Source organism: Variovorax paradoxus (genome assembly GCF_024734665.1).
GTDB lineage: Bacteria > Pseudomonadota > Gammaproteobacteria > Burkholderiales > Burkholderiaceae_C > Variovorax.
In genome coordinates this window covers 2,200,000-2,217,658 of sequence record NZ_CP102931.1, presented here as the reverse complement: position 1 = coordinate 2,217,658, position 17,659 = coordinate 2,200,000, and the positions used below count along the sequence as shown (strand labels likewise).

16 protein-coding genes are annotated in these 17,659 nt (G+C 65.6%); 3 read left to right on the top strand and 13 right to left on the bottom strand.

Annotation, left to right across the window (positions count from 1 at the left end; genetic code table 11):
- Positions 1-54: 54 nt before the first annotated feature.
- From NWF24_RS10375 to NWF24_RS10350, 6 genes are read right to left on the bottom strand one after another with little or no spacing between them, the layout of a single operon-like run.
- Positions 55-843: an enoyl-CoA hydratase-related protein gene (locus NWF24_RS10375; RefSeq protein WP_258354085.1), complete on the bottom strand. Its 789-nt coding sequence runs from the start codon at positions 841-843 to the stop codon at positions 55-57.
- Between the two features lie 2 nt (positions 844-845).
- Positions 846-1,676, bottom strand: a complete 831-nt coding sequence (locus NWF24_RS10370; RefSeq protein WP_258354084.1) for an SDR family NAD(P)-dependent oxidoreductase — start codon at positions 1,674-1,676, stop codon at positions 846-848.
- A gap of 25 nt (positions 1,677-1,701) precedes the next feature.
- Positions 1,702-2,121: a MaoC family dehydratase gene (locus NWF24_RS10365; protein ID WP_093080210.1), complete on the bottom strand. Its 420-nt coding sequence runs from the start codon at positions 2,119-2,121 to the stop codon at positions 1,702-1,704.
- Between the two features lie 14 nt (positions 2,122-2,135).
- Entirely contained in the window at positions 2,136-2,576 is a 441-nt protein-coding gene (locus NWF24_RS10360; protein ID WP_258354083.1) for a MaoC family dehydratase N-terminal domain-containing protein, read from the bottom strand.
- A gap of 13 nt (positions 2,577-2,589) precedes the next feature.
- Positions 2,590-3,774: a lipid-transfer protein gene (locus NWF24_RS10355; protein ID WP_097198820.1), complete on the bottom strand. Its 1,185-nt coding sequence runs from the start codon at positions 3,772-3,774 to the stop codon at positions 2,590-2,592.
- 40 nt (positions 3,775-3,814) lie between these two features.
- Positions 3,815-5,374 (bottom strand): long-chain-fatty-acid--CoA ligase, encoded by a 1,560-nt coding sequence (locus NWF24_RS10350; protein WP_258354082.1) that lies wholly within the window; start codon positions 5,372-5,374, stop codon positions 3,815-3,817.
- Between the two features lie 110 nt (positions 5,375-5,484).
- Between NWF24_RS10350 and NWF24_RS10345 the strand changes: the two genes are divergently transcribed.
- Positions 5,485-6,510, top strand: coding sequence for an AraC family transcriptional regulator (locus NWF24_RS10345; protein WP_258354081.1), 1,026 nt, complete (start codon positions 5,485-5,487; stop codon positions 6,508-6,510).
- On the opposite strand, the gene NWF24_RS10340 is transcribed toward NWF24_RS10345, so the two are convergent.
- Positions 6,511-7,761: a glycosyltransferase family 61 protein gene (locus NWF24_RS10340; protein WP_258354080.1), complete on the bottom strand. Its 1,251-nt coding sequence runs from the start codon at positions 7,759-7,761 to the stop codon at positions 6,511-6,513. It lies immediately after the preceding gene.
- Positions 7,762-7,958: 197 nt separating this feature from the next.
- Between NWF24_RS10340 and NWF24_RS10335 the strand changes: the two genes are divergently transcribed.
- On the top strand, positions 7,959-9,107 hold the full coding sequence (locus tag NWF24_RS10335; protein ID WP_258354079.1) for a DegT/DnrJ/EryC1/StrS family aminotransferase: 1,149 nt from the start codon (positions 7,959-7,961) through the stop codon (positions 9,105-9,107).
- 61 nt (positions 9,108-9,168) lie between these two features.
- Here the strand turns inward: NWF24_RS10335 and NWF24_RS10330 are convergent, their stop codons facing one another.
- From NWF24_RS10330 to NWF24_RS10310, 5 genes are read right to left on the bottom strand one after another with little or no spacing between them, the layout of a single operon-like run.
- Positions 9,169-9,879 (bottom strand): class I SAM-dependent methyltransferase, encoded by a 711-nt coding sequence (locus NWF24_RS10330; RefSeq protein WP_258354078.1) that lies wholly within the window; start codon positions 9,877-9,879, stop codon positions 9,169-9,171.
- 26 nt (positions 9,880-9,905) lie between these two features.
- On the bottom strand, positions 9,906-10,955 hold the full coding sequence (locus tag NWF24_RS10325) for a hypothetical protein (protein ID WP_258354077.1): 1,050 nt from the start codon (positions 10,953-10,955) through the stop codon (positions 9,906-9,908).
- Positions 10,909-11,868 (bottom strand): GNAT family N-acetyltransferase, encoded by a 960-nt coding sequence (locus NWF24_RS10320; protein ID WP_258354076.1) that lies wholly within the window; start codon positions 11,866-11,868, stop codon positions 10,909-10,911. The genes NWF24_RS10325 and NWF24_RS10320 overlap by 47 nt, the downstream gene beginning before the upstream one ends.
- The gene (locus tag NWF24_RS10315) at positions 11,861-13,012 is read right to left on the bottom strand and encodes a glycosyltransferase family 2 protein (protein WP_258354075.1); all 1,152 of its coding nucleotides are present in this window, start codon (positions 13,010-13,012) and stop codon (positions 11,861-11,863) included. The genes NWF24_RS10320 and NWF24_RS10315 overlap by 8 nt, the downstream gene beginning before the upstream one ends.
- Complete coding sequence (locus tag NWF24_RS10310) at positions 13,005-16,595, bottom strand: methyltransferase domain-containing protein (protein WP_258354074.1); 3,591 nt, start codon at positions 16,593-16,595, stop codon at positions 13,005-13,007. The genes NWF24_RS10315 and NWF24_RS10310 overlap by 8 nt, the downstream gene beginning before the upstream one ends.
- A 308-nt stretch (positions 16,596-16,903) precedes the next feature.
- On the opposite strand from NWF24_RS10310, the gene NWF24_RS10305 reads away from it, so the two are divergent.
- Positions 16,904-17,485 carry a GbsR/MarR family transcriptional regulator gene (locus NWF24_RS10305; protein ID WP_258354073.1) on the top strand — a complete coding sequence of 194 codons (582 nt, stop codon included), beginning with the start codon at positions 16,904-16,906 and terminating at the stop codon, positions 17,483-17,485.
- 15 nt (positions 17,486-17,500) lie between these two features.
- Here NWF24_RS10305 and cydX read toward each other — a convergent pair whose 3' ends face one another.
- Positions 17,501-17,650, bottom strand: a complete 150-nt coding sequence (cydX, locus tag NWF24_RS10300; protein WP_258354072.1) for a cytochrome bd-I oxidase subunit CydX — start codon at positions 17,648-17,650, stop codon at positions 17,501-17,503.
- Positions 17,651-17,659 lie beyond the last annotated feature (9 nt).

Below are 17,659 nucleotides of genomic sequence, written 5' to 3'. Positions count from 1 at the left end.
TCTTGCACGCATCCCATCCGCATGGCGCGGCGAATGCGATGCAGGCGCCGTGCCTCAGCGAACGGTGAAGCGCGGCGCGCGCTTGGCTACGAACGCCGCCACGCCCTCGCGCGCATCGGCGCTGCCGGCACGTTCGCGCAGCAGCTTCTGCTCCAGCGCCAGATGCTCATCGAAAGCCCGGCCCGGCACACCGGCGCACAGGGTCTTGATGGCCGCGAACGACCCGCTCGCGCCATGGGCGAGCCGCGTGACGAGTGCTTCGGCGGCGGCTGCGAGTTCGGCATCCGCGTGGAGCGCATCGACGGCGCCCCACGCCAGGCAGCGCTGGCTGTCGATGGCATCGCTCAGCATCAGCAATTGCTGCGCACGCACCGGCCCCACGCGGCGCGCGAGGAAGTACGAGGCGCCCGCATCCGGCGACAGCCCGATGGCCGCGTAGCCCGTGCGCAGCTTCATCGATTCGGCGGCGAGCACGAAGTCGCCGCACAGCGCGAGCCCCACGCCGGCGCCGCCCACCGCTCCGTTCACCGCCACGACCAGCGGTGCCGGGTTGTTCGACAGGCGCAGCAATGCCGGATGCAGGCTGTCCAGCATCTCGCTCACCAACTCGGGCAGCGCCTCGCCGGCCGCCACGAATTCATCGATGGCGCCGCCGGCGCAGAACACCCTGCCCTCGCCGGTCAGCAGGACGACGCGCGGCTTCTGCGCCAGCACTTCGTCGATGGCCCGCACCAGCGCGCGCCCGTTCACCAAGCCAAGGGCATTCGCGCGCTCGGGCCGCTTCAGCACGATGCGGCCGATGCCCTCTTCCACGCCCCAGGCAATACCTTCGCTGATGTTCATGCTCAGACCCCCGTGAGCCCGCCGGTGCACATCAGCGTCTGCCCGCTCACGTAGTCGGATTCGGGCGCGCACAGCAGGTACACCGCGCCTGCGGCTTCTTCGGGCGTGCCGCCGCGTCCCAGCGGAATGGACTGCTCCATCATCGCCAGCAGCCCCGGGTTGATGCCCACCTTGATCTCGCGGCCCTCGATGTTCGCGGTGGTGGCCTCGGCGGTGCTCGCGGTCAGCCGCGTCTGGATGAAGCCGAAGGCCACGCAGTTGACGGTGACGTTCATGCGGCCCCACTCCTTGGCCAGCGTCTGCGTCATGCCGACGATGCCGGCCTTGGCCGCCGAATAGTTGGCCTGCCCCGCGTTGCCGAACAGCCCCGCCACCGACGAGATGTTGACCACCTTGCGCACAACGCGCCGGCCCGCCTCGGTCTCGGACTTCGACAGCGCGCGGATCACCGGCTGCGCTGCGCGCAGGATGCGGAACGGCGCCGTGAGGTGCACGTCGATCATGGCGTACCACTGCTCATCGGTCATCTTCTGCACCACGCTGTCCCAGGTGTAGCCGGCGTTGTTGACGATGATGTCGAGACCCTTGAATTCGTTCACCGCCGTGCCGACGAAGCGCTCGGCAAAGTCCGGTGCGGCCACGCTGCCGACGCAGGCCACCGCTTCTCCGCCGGCAGCACGGATGGCCTGTATGGTCTCTTCAGCCGGCCCGGTATCGAGGTCGTTGACGACGATGCGCGCACCTTCGGATGCGAGCTTGAGCGCGATGGCCCGGCCGATGCCGCGACCCGAACCTGTGATGAGGGCGACCTTGCCGCCGAGCTTGAGTGTCATGTCTCTGTTCTTTCTTCGGTTGATGTCAGCGCAGCGCGACGAGCGCCTCGCCCGCAATGCGCGTCTGCCCATACTGGTTGGCGCTGAGCACCTCGACGCGCACGCAGCGCTCGCCGTTGTGCTCGAGCTTCTCGACCACGCGCCCGCTGCACCGCACCGCATGCCCCAGGTGTGTGATGCCCTGGAAGCGCACGTCGAAACGGCGCAGTTGCGATTGGGGCGCCCACTGCGTGATCAGCCGCCCGAGCCACGCCATGCCCAGCATGCCCTGTGCGAACACGTCGGGCATGCCGGCCTTGCGCGCGAAGTCGGTGTCGATGTGAATGGGGTTGTGGTCCCCCGAGGCGCCGGCGAACAGCGCGAGCGTGGTGCGGTTCACAGGCGGCAGCTGCAGCGAAGGCAGCTCGTCGCCGATGTTCACGGCGTCGTAGGTCAGGGCATTCATCGGTGCGGGCTCCTTCAGTGGCGGCAGACGATCACCGTGCGCAGCTCGGCCACCAGTTCGTCGCGCTGGTTGGTGGCGCGCGATGTCTTGATGACGAATTCGAGCGCACCGTTCTTCTTGTCGTAGATGTCGGTGATGGTGGAGCGCACCGTCACCGTGTCGCCCACGCAGGCCGGCCGGTGATAGCTGAAGCCCTGCTCGCCGTGCAGCAGCTTCGACAGCGGAATCTGCAGGTCGGCCAGCAATCTGTCGGACGCACCCGAGTCGAGCTCGGCCGCGAACAGGAAGGTCGGCGGTGCGGGCAGGTCGAGGTAGCCGGCGTCACGCGCGGCGGCGGCATCGGTGTAGACGGGGTCGGTCTCGCCGATGGCCTTGGCGAAGAATTGCAGGCGGCTGCGCTCGATGGGCAGCACCGAAGGCGGCAGCTCGTGGCCGATCCATTTCTTGTCGATCATCGGGTGGCCTTTCTCAGACGCGCTCGTAGAGCGTCACCACGCAGGCGCCGCCCAGCCCGAGGTTGTGCTGCAGTGCCATCCGCGCACCCTCGACCTGCCGTTTGTCTGCTGTGCCCCGAAGCTGCTGGACCAGCTCCGTGCATTGCGCCAGCCCCGTGGCCCCGAGCGGATGCCCCTTCGACAGCAGCCCGCCCGACGGATTGGTCACCACCTTGCCGCCATAAGTGTTGTCGCCATCGACCACGAACTTCTCGGCGCCGCCCACCGGGCACAGGCCCAGCGCCTCGTAGCTGATGAGTTCGTTGTGCGCGAAGCAGTCGTGCAGCTCGACCACGTCCACGTCTTGCGGGCCGACGCCGGCCGCGTCGTACACCTTCTGCGCGGCTTCCTGCGCCATGCTGAAGCCGACCACCTCGCGCATGTCGCGGCTCTCGAAGGTGATGGGCCGGTCGGTGGTCATGGCCTGCGCCTTGATACGCACGCTGCGGTCCAGCCCGTGGCGTTCGGCAAAGCGGGCCGAGCACACGATGGCCGCGGCTGCGCCGCAGGTGGGCGGGCAGGCCATCAGCCGCGTCATCACGCCGGGCCACATGACGGGCGCGGCCATCACCTCGTCTTCGGTGACGACGGTGCGGAACAGCGCCACCGGGTTGTTCGACGCATGGCGGCTGGCCTTGGCGCGGATCTTCGCGAAGGTCGACATCTGCGTGCCGTACTGCTGCATGTGCGCGAGCCCTGCACCGCCGAAGTAGCGCAGCGCGAGCGGCACCTGCTCGTTGCCGACCAGCTCGTCGGTGATGCTTTCGAAATGGTCGAAGGGGCTGGGCCGGTCGTTGAACACCGCGCCGAGCGCGCCGGGGCTCATGTGCTCGAAGCCGAGCGCCAGCACGCAGTCGGCGGCGCCGCTGGCCACGGCCTGGCGCGCGAGGAACAGCGCGGTCGAGCCGGTGGAGCAGTTGTTGTTGACGTTGACGACCGGAATGCCCGTCATGCCCACTTCATACAGCGCGCGCTGCCCGGCGGTGGAGTCGCCGTACACGTAGCCCACGTAGGCCTGCTGCACCAGCTCGTAGCCGATGCCGGCGTCTTTCAGCGCCGCATTCGTGGCATGGGCGGCCATCTGCGGATAGGGCTGGTTGGCGCCCGGCTTGGTGAACGGGATCATGCCGACCCCGACGACATAGACGTCTTGACTCATGAGAGGCTCCTTGGAGGTTCGAATAAGAAAACAGACAGGCTCAGGCTACGCCTCGCTGGCGGTCTTGCCAAAAGGGTTCGCGCAGCTTTGTCTTCAGCACCTTGCCGGCGCCCGACAGCGGCAGCGCGTCGAGGATAGCCACGCTGCGCGGGCACTTGTAGTTGGCAATCAGCGTCTTGCAGTGCGCGATCAGCTCCTCGGGCTTGATTGCCTGCCCCGGCTTGAGCACCAGCGCGGCATGCACCGCCTCGCCCCACTCCTCGCTCGGAATGCCGATGACAGCGCAGGCGGCCACCGCGGGATGCTGGTTGATGGCGTTCTCTACCTCGGCCGAATAGACGTTCTCGCCGCCGCTGATGATCATGTCCTTCAGCCGGTCGACCACGAAGATGAAGCCGTCGTCGTCCATGTAGGCGCCGTCGCCGGTGTGCATCCAGCCGTCGCGCAGCGCGGCCGCCGTCTGCTCGGGCTTGTTCCAGTAGCCCTGCATCACGTTCGGGCCGCGCACGGCCACTTCGCCGACGGTGCCGCGCGGCACCTCCTTGTCGTCGGCATCGACGATGCGCACTTCCATGCACACGGCGGCGCGGCCCGCCGAGCGCAGCTTGCCGTGCTTGCGGCCTTCGGCCGTGTGGAAGTACGCGGGGTTGAGCGTAGCGATGGGCGACAGCTCGGTCATGCCATAGGCCTGCACGAACCCGACACCCGGAAAGGCCTCCATCGCGCGGTTCAGCACGGCCTCGGAGATTGGCGAGGCACCGTAGGTGATGTTCTTCAGGCTGCTCAGGTCGCGCGGCTCCCGCATGGCGGGGTGGTCCACCAGCATCTGGATCATGGTGGGTACCAGCAGCAGGCTGGTGACGTGGTCACGCTCGATGGCGTTGAGCACGCCCTCGGGCGTGAACATCGGAATGATCGCGTGCGTGTTGCCCGCAAACCAGTGCGGCGTGGCCAGGCCCATGTCAGCCAGGTGGAACATCGGCGCGGCATGCAGGTAGCAGCCGCCGGCCGGGGCCAGGCCTTCGGCCTGCGCTGCGAGTGCCGAGTTGCAGATGTTGGTGTGGCTCAGCATCACGCCCTTGGGGAAACCGGTGGTACCGCCGGTGTAGAAGATGCCGGCCAGGTCCTCGCCACGGCGCACGGCATCAGGCACCGGCTGGGCGGCGTCGATCAGGCCTTCGTAGCTGTGCATGCCGGGCGGCACCGGGCCGTCGCCGCAGTAGACGACTTCGCGCAGGCTCTTCGACTGGCCGCGCATCTGCTCGACCACGGGCCGGAAGGTCTCGTCGACCAGCAGGATGCTGGAGCCCGAGTCTTCCAGCGAGTAAAGAATCTCGGCGGCCGACCAGCGGATGTTGCAGGGGTTAAGCACGCCGCCGCCCCAGGGCACGGCCATCTGGTATTCGAGATAGCGGTCGGAGTTGAGCGACAGCATGGCAACGCGGTCGCCCGCCTGCATGCCCAGCCGCTGCAGCGCGCCAGCAAGGCGCGCGACCCGTTCGGCAAAGTCGCGAAAGCTCCGTGCACGGCCGGCAAAACGCACGGCGATGGCATCGGGGCGCTGCTGCACGGCCCGGTGAAGGCCCTGGGTGAGGTACATGGGTTTGTCTCCGTCTCGTTCTTGTGTAGCCGCATGGTAGAAATCCGGCGGCTGCCCGGCGATTGCACTTCGCTTCGATCGCATGGCAGAAAACGTCAATCGACAGAGAGATGCTGCAACCGCCCGTCACCATTCCGATCGCCTTCGTCCACGGCATGCTGTCGGGCATTCGTGCGCGCGGCGGCGAGGCGCTGGTCGATATCGACACGACACTGGAAGACGCGGGCATCGCACCCGCGTTGCTCGACGAAACCGGCGCGCGCATCACCGCCGAGCAGTACGTGGCGCTCTTCGCACTGCTGATGGACCGGATGGACGACGAGGCACTGGGCTTTCTCACCCGGCGCCTGCGCCGCGGCAGCTTTGCGCTGATGACGCGCTCCACGCTGGGCGCGCGCACCTTCGAGGTGGCGCTGCGCCGTGTGGCTCACACCTTCAGCCTGCTGCAGGACGACCTCTCGCTGGTGCTGCTGCACGAAGGCCCGCTCGCGGGCTTCGGCGTGAGGCTGAACATCCAGCCCGCCACGCACCAGAACTTTCTGCACGAGCTGATGCTGCGGGTGTACTGGCGGCTGTTCGCGTGGCTGCACGGCGGCCGGCTGGTGGCGCGCCGCTTCGACTTCGGTTTCGAGCTGCCGCCCTATGCGGACGGCTACGCCAAGGTGTTCCCGGGGCCGCTGCAGTTCGGCCAGCCGCTGTCGGCCGTGTGGTTCGACGCCAGCGCGCTCGAAACGCCGGTGCACCGCGACGCGCAGGAGATGCAGGTTTTTCTGGCGGCCGCGCCGGCCAATGTGATCCTGCCGCGGCTGGCCGAGCAGGCGGTGAGCGCGCGGGTGCGTGCGGTGCTGCAGCAGCACCGCCCGGCATGGGCCGACCTGGCGGCCACGGCGAGCGTGCTGCACATGTCGGTCAGCACGCTGCAGCGGCACCTGGCGACCGAGGGCACCTCGTTCCAGGCGCTGAAAGACCAGTTGCGGCGCGACCTTGCCATCGTGCGGCTCAACACCAGCACCGTGCCGCTCGCGGCACTGGCCGAGGAGCTGGGCTTTGCCGACAGCGCGGCGTTCCAGCGGGCGTTCAAGGCGTGGACGGGCGGCGCGCCGGGGTCGTACCGGCGAGCCGGACCGCCCCCCTGACTACCCTGCGGCGCTCCCGCCAGCGCTCGGCGCCTTTGCTCCCTTCAGGCGAAGGCGACGCAGCAACGCGCGGAGAGGCTCGGCGAAGTGCCCGGGCGTCGGTGCGGCAGGCGGTAGAGCTTGCACACCGGGCGAGGCCTTGGCGATATCGGCTGCGTGCAACTGCAGCAGACGCAAGGCCATCTCAAAGTCCGGCCGGTCGATCTCGAAACGCTGCTCCACGTCGGCGGCGTCAGCCGGGCCGAAGACATAGCTGATGGCCTGCCCCATCGCCTGGCAGATGCCCGACTGGAGAAAACCAGGATGGATGGCGCTTGCCCTGAGCGCGCAGACCACCGCCCCAGCTGGCGAGAAGATGCTGTTGTGAAGGCCTGAGCCATATTCGCCAATGATCTGGCGCGCCCCCTTGAACAAGGCGATCTGCTGCAGCAGCGGCATCTGTTCCGGTTGCACGATGCGAAAGCCTGCGGCTTGCGCCCAGATTTCGACATCCTCGCGGTTCACCAGCATCCTGCCGTCCCGGCCAGCGGCGCGGCGCGATAGAAAAATGCGCTCGCAGTCCGGCGGAGGCACCAGCGGCCCGTTTCCAGCCTCGATCCGTGCGAGCAGAAACTTCGCCGCCTCTCCCAGCGCGGGATGAGCACGGCTCGCGCACCGCGTGAGCGTGGGCGCGATCAGCCGGCGCAGGTGCAGCGTCTCCGAGTAGGGCTCATAGCTGACGAGTTGCTTCTCGCCGATACCCAGGAGGGCAAGCAGTTGCAGCGCGAACGCAGGTGTGTTGCGCGGGATCAGGTACTGCGCACGATCGATGTCTATACCCGCAGCCTGCAGGACGAACAGCTTCGGCAGGAAATCCGCGATCCAATGGCCCCAGATCAGATGGCCCGGCCCCGCCAGCATGACAACCGGCTCGGCGATGGAGTGCGCAGGTGCGCGATGCGCGCTGAGCTCACCATAGAGAGCGCACTCCCTGACGGCATCTTCGCTCATATTCATGCGTTCCGACACCAAGAAACGTCCATCTCGCGCGATCAACCCATGCGAGGTGACGTCGACTTCTTCCAGTTCGAACACGCCCACGGGCTGCAGATGCTGCTCGCCGTAATAGAACTGGCCAACTGAAGCGGGAACGCCACCAAGGGTGAAGAGCGGCGAAAGCGCGCTGGATGCCTGGGCTGCCCGCAACTCGCGGTAAGTCACTCCGTGACTCGCTGGCGTGAGATGTTCAAAACCAATCTTTTCTTCGGTCATCGGCGTGGTCTACAAAAATGACTACAGACTGCAGTCAATACGAAACTGAAAAGGAGCGATCGGTAGCGGTACCTTTTGCGCCACGAAATGCAATCCCCCGGCGCGTGGAGAGCACTTCAAGATGCGATATCGAGGTAAAATTTATTACCAAAGAATTCGAATCCATACCGGAACTCCCTACCCTGGATCGCACCCCAATGACCAATCTACAGCCTGCAAGTGTACCCAGTTTCAGTCATTGGGAAATTCCTTCCCAGTACAAATATCCATTCGTGAAACCGAAGCTTCCAGCGCTCGGCAGACTGGAGAAATATTTCGAAAAGTCGCGTCAGGCCGGGTATTTCTCGAACTTCGGGCCGGTGTCCTATTGCTTCGAAGAAGCATTGAAATCATATTTTCCCGGGCGCCAGCCCATCACTTGCGCCAATTGCACGGTCGGATTGTCCGCGGCGCTCGTGGCTCTCAGGGTGCAGGGCGCGGTGCTCGTTCCAGCCTTCACGTTTGCGGCAACCGCCTCCGCCGTGCGGGCGGCTGGCCTGGATGTCGTGCTCGGCGATATCGACCCCAGAACCGGCGTACTTGACGCGGACGGCGTTGAAGATGCAGTTCAGAATAAAGGTTGCCGTGCCGTGATCGCAGTGCGTCCCTACGGCATATGGTCGGACCTTTCTCCTTTGGAAATGGCGTGCAGGAAATCGGGCGTTCCTCTCATCGTCGACGGCGCGGCTGCACTGGGAGTCACGAAAGAAGTTATTTCCGACTACAGCTTGCCGGACAGTATCGAGGTTTTTTCCCTCCACTCGACGAAGCCCTTCGGGGTTGGCGAAGGAGGGCTCATCGTGGCACCCGCCCGGTACGAGGACGATTTGCGGTCGGCGTTGAATTTCGGCCTGTGGGCCGATGGACGAATTCCTCGCGGCAGCGGCTTCAATGGAAAAATGGACGAACTTACCGCATCGATGGCATGTGCAACGCTCGAGGACATTCCCGCCAGAATCAAGGAAAGGCAGGATTACGCTGCCAAGCTCAATCGATTTTCAATGAAGCACGGCCTCGTGACTTTTTGCGCCGAAGGTTCCGAGCGAATTGCGCCATGGCAATGCTTTCCAATTCGACTTCCCAAAGAAAAGAGTGCCGACCGTGTCGTCGCCTTGTGCGCAACTTCGGGTTTGCAGGTTCGACGCTACTACCACCCTCTCGGGCCCATTGCGACCGATGCCGAATCATTTCCGGCGGCGGCTTTTCTTTCAGACAATACGGTATGCCTGCCCGTTTACGACGACTGCGAACCCGATACGGCAGAAAAAGTCTGGGAAATATTCTGGAAGGCCGTGTCGCAAAAATAGAATCAGCGCATTTTTCTTTTCATTTTTCAGATTGCGGCAGAGCATCGGCAGGATGTCCGCGTCAAACCCCTTGGCGCCGGCGGCCGACATACATGCCTCGCCCGACCAGCCCCTTCGCGTCGTAGCTCACCTCCAGGCCGGCAGCCGCAAACGCGTCAAGGTACTGCTCGTGGGTGAACAGGCCCAATCGGTGCTCTTCCTTGAAGTGATCGACGCTTTGCGGCGTGCCCACCAGGTAGTTGATATCGAGCACGGAAACCAGACCAACCTTCTGCGCGATGTACATCCAGCTGATCTTCAGGTCCTTTTCATCGACGTGGTTGGCGGTGATGTGTCCGCTCCAGTAGGTTTGCGGAGAGAACCAGGGCTCGACGACCACGAGACCGCCCGCAGCCGCATGCGCGGCCATGTTCCTGATTGCCGCCTGCATGCGTTCCAGCGTTTCCGCATAGCCGATCGCGCTGAAGAGACAAGTCACGACATCGAAGGTCTTGCCCAGTGAGAACGCGGCCATGTCGCCCTGGTGGAAGGTGCGATGGGGCAACCGCGCGCGGGCAACCTCGAGCAACTCAGGGCTGATGTCGAGGCCTTCGATCATGGCCAGATCGCGGTCGATGAATTCGCAATGCTTGCCCGTGCCGCACGCCACGTCCAGCAGCGACTGCGCATTCGGAGCCTGTTCCTGGATCAGCGCCCGCAGCTTCGCGCTGGCGCCGGCATAGTCGACGAAGCTGTAGATCGCGTCGTAGTATTTCGCGGATTTGGAGTACATCTGTAAGTGGTGTGAGCGGCCGGTTTTCAGGCGCGGTAAGGGGGAAAGAAAGCAGTGGGCGCCGCAACGTGCGCTTCGCACAACCGGTTGAAGATGTCCGGCCTGTACACCTGCTTGAGCGCGCCGAGGGGACACTTCCTCGGGCCGAAGCGCTCCTTGAATTGCGCCACACCGTCGTCGCGTCGGATACCGCCGCCGAGGTTGAGCAGCGCAACGCCGAGGCCCTTGAGCCGCTGGATGCCGCCCCAGATCAACGCCGTCATAGTCCCGCGGCCCGCGGGCGGAATCACCACCAACGACATGTCGGCGCAGAAATCGGAATAGCCGTACAGCGCCGCGGCAACGATGTCACCGTCGATTCGAACCCCGATAGCGAGAGTGTTGTCCGCATGGCCCAAAGCCTCGAGGCTGCGCGCATTCAGCCGTGACTGGCCGCTGAAGTTCTTGCTTTCCATGAACTCGTCGGCGTTTTCCATCAGGAAGGCAAGGAGCGCCTGCCGATCGTCGACGAGGCTGGCATCGCTGCGCTCGAAGGCCTTGAGCACGCGCCGCGGGTTCTGCGACATGGCGTCGAGCAGCGCCTGCTGCGGCGCACGCAAGTCGAGCACGTAGAGGTCGTTGTGCGCGGCATATTCCGGCAGGCTCGCACACTCCGCAGGGGCAAACAGCGGATGGACGGTGATGTAGCCGCACACATAGCCTTGCTGCCGTGCAAACGCCACCCAGCGGTCGTATCCGGCGCCCGCTTGCAGCGCAGCGCCGGCCAGGCCGGACAGGCCGTAGGGCGTGACCACGTCGAGATGGCCCTGAAAGCTACGCTCGCAGATCGGCGACACCACGCGAAGCCCCGGCGTTTCGTCGGTGTAGAGAAAGGTCGGCAGGCCAGTCGTCAGCTCGACTGCGGCACAGCTCTCCCAGGTGTGTCCGAATCCGTGGGGAATGCCTTCGAGCGCACCGCGCCAGCCGTCCCGGTCGGCCAAGGGGATCTTCCTGACCATGGGGACACCCGATGCCATGCGCGCCGCCGAATCATCCACGACCGGCTCCCGGCGCACGGTAGGCGGGGAAATAGCCACCGGACTCTTCTTGCGGGCTGGCCTCGCTCAGGCAACGATAGGCTGCCCGGTCACCGATGCGCCCGCCCAGGTATGCCGGCAGCTGCCGCGTTGCCCAGCCCCCCTTGAAACGACTCAGCCCATCCGCGGCGTCGCCTGTGACGCCCGCGCCGGCGCCGAGGTTGATGCAGGCGAGGCCGAGTTCCGCGAAGTGCTCGATTGCCGCACTGAACATGGCGAACGAGGCCCGGTGGGCATAGCCCTGCTCGCTGTACGCGCCGAGGTGGTAGTAGGCGTGGCGCTCGTTCGCGAGCCACAGGGTCATGCCGACGGTATCGCCGTTGCGCACGGCCCGCAGCGCGGTCAACCCCGGCAAGCCGAGCTGGGCGACCAGGCTCTGCGCCGAGAAATCGGCGGCGCCCGAAATGTCGTGCCGCTCGGCCAGCGCGCCGTAAAGGCTCAGCCACTCGGCGGCGAACGCGGCGGGTTGGGCACAGACTTCGACATCGACCGCGTCCATGGCGAGCTTGATGTTGCGCCGATGATGGCTGGAGACGGCCGCCAACGCATCGCCGAGCGGGTTCAGGTCGACAACGTTGTGCATCTTGTAGATTTTCAGCAGATCCGGAAAAGCGAGGCGCAGCGTTTCTTCGTCGGTGTCATGCAGCGGATCGATCACGGCGGTCACGCTGACCAGGCTGTCGTCGAGCGCGGCCAGATCGTACGGCAGCAGCGCCCAATCGTGGCAACCGAAAAGCGGGTAGCACGCGCGCGCGTCCCGGCGGCCCGTGGTGCCGACGACGTGGCTAAGCAGCCAGCCGCCCGAGCGCTGCAGCGGGATCGGCGCGGCCCCCTGTGCCACCGCTTCGGCATAGCGCCTGCAGGCGTAGGGACTTGCGATGCCGCGCCGGACCGCCGCGCTGTCGTCAGTCAAGAAACTCCTCGCCTTCCTGCGCCACGAAGGAGGTTTCACCATAGTTCTTGTAGTAGCGCGTCAATGGTTCGCGAAGAAAGTGCTTGTTCGGACGAAGGTAGTTGATCCGCCGCGCGAAGTTCCAGTCGCCCGGCTCCTGCACCCTGTAGGCGCGAACGTCGAACGGAAGGATTTTGAACCATCCATGGTGAAACACCATCGAGGTGCCGACCTCGCCGTGCTCGAAACGCCCATTGCCATGGGGCACCCAGGAACCGTCGCGCTGCAGGAACCAGAAGCTGTGCCAGATGAAGTCCGCCCGTGTCTCGCGCGAAACATCGATCAGCCGTTCGATCCGATGCAGCTCGAAGGCGTCGTCGTCGTCGAGGTAGGTGATGAAGCTGCCCCTCGAAAGAGGGCGAGCCACGTTGGCCGGCTCGGTACCGGCAACCAGCCAGCGGTCGCGCCCGGGCCGCGGATAGGGCCCGCGGCGGGGCATGTTGTGGAATTCGATGCGCGGGTCGTTCAACGCGCGCAGGCGTTGCTCAGTGTCGTCGGTGCAATGATCGCCAACGACGAGGATCTGCAAATTCTCATGGGTCTGGTTCATCACCGACGCCAGGCAGCGCTCGATCAGCAGGTCCGGCCGGCCGGCCGTCGCGATGCTGACCGTGACCAGGGGCGCCGGCTCCTCGAAGACCGCCTGGTAGGACTTCGTGTGACGCACCTTCTCGAACTCGTCCCTGAAGTGCGCCATTCCTTCGACCTCGCCCAGCAGGTGATCGACGCGCTGCTGCTCGTGGGCCAGCTTGTACTCGAGCTGGGAGATTCGACCCAGGGCGTCCTCGAGGTAGGGGTCGACCGAGCCGCGCGGCGCGCGTCTTTCGGAGCGGCCGAATTCCACATAGTGCGCTAATGGATTGACACCGGCCGCCGCCACGTCGGGGTACTTCACCAGGTACCAGTCGCCATCGAAGTAGGGATTGGGCCAGAGCCCCAGGAAGACGCCCTCGGTCACGTAGTGCGCGACAAGGTCCGACGGCAAGGCCATGTTCGCCAGCTGCGAGGTGTACCAATGCGCATCGAACAAGCCGCTGCGGCGGATCAGGGCATAGGCCGTGCGCTGGGATTCCGTGAACGAGGCCGGTGCTTGCATCTCACGCATGAGCCACCTTCGGACGAACCGAGGACAGCTTCTTGATGGCCGCGGGCAGTGCAAGCACGGCGGGCGGTGCGGACACGGCCGCAGGAGGGGCGTCCGAGCCGAGGATCAGCGAGAGACTCGATGCAAAGGCCTGCGCACTGTGGTCGCGCGCCACGCGAGCGCGTGCCGCCGCGGACTGCGCAACCCACATGGCCGCCTGCTCGTGCAACTCGACCGCGTTCTCCGCGAAGCTGTCGGCCAGGGCCGCGGTGCGGATTTCCAGCGGTACGGACCAGTCGAGCTGCTCGGCCATGAGCGGGGTGGCCACCACCGGCAGCCCCGCGGCCGATGCATCGAGGATCTTGATCGGGATGCCTGCTGCAAAGTGAATCGGCGCGACGAAGACACGCGACGAAGCGAACACGCTCGACAGGTCCTCCACGGCACCGAGGATGCGCACGCCGGGCGCCATCAGCTCCGCGCGATCCTGCCCCACATGCCCGACGATGTCCAAGGTCGCATCCTTGATCCGCGCCCGGATCTGCGGCCAGACCTCCTTGATGAACCAGGCCAGGCCGACCCAGTTCGGCGCGGACGGCTCCAGCAGCCGGCCCACGAACAAGAATCCGCGGCGCCTCTCGAAAGGCACCATGGCGCCCACGTCCTTCACTGCATGGCTGAGCACGCTCACAGGCACCTTCAGGCGGTTGCGGAACTGCACAGCCTCGAGCTCGTTCACGCAGATGACGGCATCGGCGTCCAGCGCGAGCGAGACTTCCTCGCTGATCGCTTCCTGCGTGGCGGACGGCTGTGTCGCGCGTCCCGCCCACGTCGCCTCGAGCGCGGCGCGCGTGGCGAACAACGCCTCCGCGTCGTAGACGATCCGGGTGCCTCGCAGAAGATGCGGAGAAAACTCCAGCACCTTCGACACCAGGCGCATGTTGTCGGGCCGGCTGACGATGGCCGCATCGTAGTAGCCGTGGCGCTCCTGCAGGAACTCCGGCAGGCGCATCACCGTCCGGTCGACGATGAACTCGACGTCGGGGTTGAATTCCGCGCGTACCCGGGCCCAATCCGTGTTCGGGTTGTGCAGCGAGAAGAACGTGACCGCCCAGCCCGCCTGCGACGCCGCATTGATCATGGCCCTGCAGCGCGGATAGCCCGACCCCAGGGATTCGAACGGCACCTCGTTGTCGATGACCAGCAGACGCCCCATGCGAGGCTTCGAAGCGGTGCGGGCAAACAGTACGTTGGGTGCGCTCGGCGGCAGGCAGCTGGTTCGAAGAAAGCGCGCATGCCTTTCGCGCAGTTTCTTCTGGTTCCTGATGCTCTGCTCGATCGCATCGCCGCGCTTGCTCTCGCTGCCGAACTCGAAGTGATCGACGCAAGCCCCTGGCTCGTAGACCACGCGAAGGCCCCGCTCGCGCAGCCGCAGGCAGTAGTCCACTTCTTCGTAGTAGGCCGGCGCATAGCGCTCGTCGAAGCCGCCCAGGCCGTGCCAATCGCTCAGCTTGGTCATCAGGAACGCACCCGAGCAATAGTCCACGTCGCGCACAAACATGACCTCGTCGGTCTCGGCAGCCATGCCGCGGCAATACCCCTGCGTGCTTGCGTCGGCCCAGACCAGCGCGCCGGCCTCCTGCAGCAGGCCGGTGGTGTGGACCAGACGGGCACCGACCGCGCCGACATCGGGCGCCGACCGCAGGCGCTCCCACGCCGCACGCAGCGTGCCCGCGCGCACGAAGGCGTCGCTGTTGAGCAACAGCAGGGCCTGGCCCTTGGCCTGCGGTGCGGCCTCGTTGCAGCCCCGCAGGAAACCGATGTTGGATGCGCTGTTGATGACACGCACACCGTCGGCCCGCGCCAGCAGTTCGGCAGTGCGGTCGGTCGAGGCGTTGTCGAACACGATGACCTCGAAAGGCGGCGTGTCGGCAAGCTTCATCTCCGCCGCAAGCGCGCGCAGGCACTTGAGCGTGAAGTAGGCAGCGTTCCAGGTGACGACCAGCACCGAGATCAGCGGGGGCCGTTCGCTGCGCAGCGCGAGGCGCTCACCCGCGTCGAGGAAGCACTCCAGCTCGCGCTGTGCCTCTTGCATGGCCAGTTGCTTCGGCGTGAGGGGCGTCGCCTCTTCCGCAATGGCGACAGCCGCCTGCGCGACAGGCACGACGCAAGGAATCCCGGAGGGAGCGGTGGTCTGCACAGGTGCCGGCGCGGGTGCAGGAGCCGCTTCCGCGGGCTGCGTGGCCGCGCTGCTCTTTCGCGCACGCCGGGCCGCCAGCTTCTTTCCGAGCTGGCCCGTCGCCGTCCACCAGATGGCCTTGATGCCGCGGCGCGCGACCGTCCTGAGGCGCGGATGGGCGGCCAGCTGCCGCGAAGCGAAAGCGCGCACCCTCGGGAAGCTTGCGCTGAGGTCGCGCAGCGGCGCGGTCACGCGCCAACTGGTCGATGCCAGCACGCCGTGCAACCGCGCCGAAGTGTCATCGAGCCCCGACGCTGCGTGCGCCAGTTGGTGCCGGGTTTCGGCCAACTGGGCGGAGAGCCGGGCCAGCTCGGCGCTGGCTGCGTTCTGCGACTGCTGGACCGTCTCACTCCATGCGCGGGCCTCTTCGAGCGCCTTGTGCTTCTCCTTCAGGCCCGCTGCCAACGTATGCGCATAGCCTTCGGCGCGCTGGAGTTCGTTCAGGAGCGCCTGAGCTTGTTGCTGAACGTTCTGCAGCGCCTGGTTCCTGTCGTTGAGCGCCGCCTCCAGCGAACGTGCGTAGCCGCCCGCGCGTTCCAGCTCGGCCCTGACCTCCCTGCTGTCCTGTTGCAGCGCGGCGACCTGGCCCACCGCCGCGAGCATCTGCTCGACGGCTGTGTCCTCCACGAAAACGCTGGCGGGAATGGCGGGCAACTGCTCGCCGAGGGCGGCAACGCCGAGCAGATACTTGGCCCTGACGACGCCGCGCCCCATCTCGTAGTGGTCGCCGCCGCGGCGCTCGAAGGTGAGCAGTTCCTGCATGACGGAATCTGGCTGGGCGAGCACAGAGCCGGCCAGCATGCGCTGTCCGCAGATCGCTACGCTCGGGAAATGGCTGCGCAGCACTGCGTCGAATTCCTGATGAGTCAACTCGTGCACGTGGTAGGGATTGGGCTCGGTGTTCGAGATCGAATACACGTTCAGGTCAGGCGTCGAGACCAGCAGGAATCCGTTCGGCCGCAGCACCCGGCGTACCTCCTTGAAGAAGGCCTCGTGCTCGTAGAAGTGTTCGAGGGTCTCGAACGAGACCACGGCGTCCACGCAGTGGTCGGGCGCGGGAATCCGGCGGGCATCGCCCTGCACGTACCGCAGGTTGTCCGCGGTGTACTCGCGCTTGGCGTGATCCACCGTTTCCTGGGACAGTTCCACGCCCACGACCGACTTCGCGCTCTGCGCCAGCAGCGCGGAGCCGTACCCTTCGCCGGACGCCACATCGAGTACGTCGAGGCCCCTGCACATCTCGCGGGCAACAAAGTACCTGTGCAGGTGCTCGATTTCCACTTCCCCGCGCGCGATCGTGGTGAAGCGCTCGCCGGTCCAAGACAGCCCCTTGCGGGGTTGAGGCCTTCTGAAAATCTCGCCCATTCAATGCCACCTTTGTAACGATGCGGGCCCGACCCGTCGGCCCGATCCACACTGCAGCGCCGTTGCTGCAGCAGTTGTCGCCTACCCCCCGCGATGGCCGGCCTCGCGAGGTTTCAGCAGGACCGAAACCGTTAACGAGAAGCCAAACGCGCACCACATTTGTGCGTAAGCTTTATGAATGTTTATTTTTGTTAACAAAAATACATCCCGCCATCCCATATATCGGTGAATTTTGTAAACTTTTGGACTATTCCAAAGATTCCGGGAGCTTCTGCAATTACGGGATGCAGCGCGCGACAATCCCGCGCATGGCAACCTCTTCCGATCTCCCGCCTCTCAACCGCCAGTTCGTCGCCCATTTCGGCGAGATGGGCAGCAAGTGGGGCATCAACCGCACCGTCGGGCAGATCTATGCGCTGATCTTCTTGTCGGAGCGCGCGCTCAACGCCGACGAGATCGCCGAACTGCTCGAGTTCTCGCGCTCGAACGTCAGCATGGGCCTGAAGGAGCTACAGGCCTGGCGGCTGGTGCACCTGCGGCATCACCCGGGCGACCGGCGCGAATACTTCGAGGCGCCTTCGGACGTGTGGGAAATCTTTCGCGTACTGGCCGAGGAGCGCCGCCGCCGCGAGATCGAACCCACGCTCTCGATGCTGCGCAACGCCCTGCTCGAATCGCCCACGAGCGACGCCGAGCGCCATGCGCAGGAGCGCATGCGCGAGATGCACGACCTGATCGACCGACTGATGAAGTGGTTCGACGACGTGCAGCGGCTCGCGCCCGAGACCGCCATGAAGCTCATGGGCATGGGCGCGACCGTGACGAAGGTGCTGACGCTCAAGGACCGCATCACCAGCGGCGCAGCGTCGAAGAAGAAGGCGGCCGAATAGGCCTGCCTGGAGTCTCTAAAGCCGCTCCTGCCCCGCCGGCGATTCGGGCGTTCCGAGCTTGGCCTTGCGCACGGCCTCGTCGTCCATGAGTTCGTACCACATCGCATTGAGTACGGCGAAAGCGGCTGCCAGCGGCAGGCCGAGGATCCAGGCGAAGTACCACATCTTTTCTCT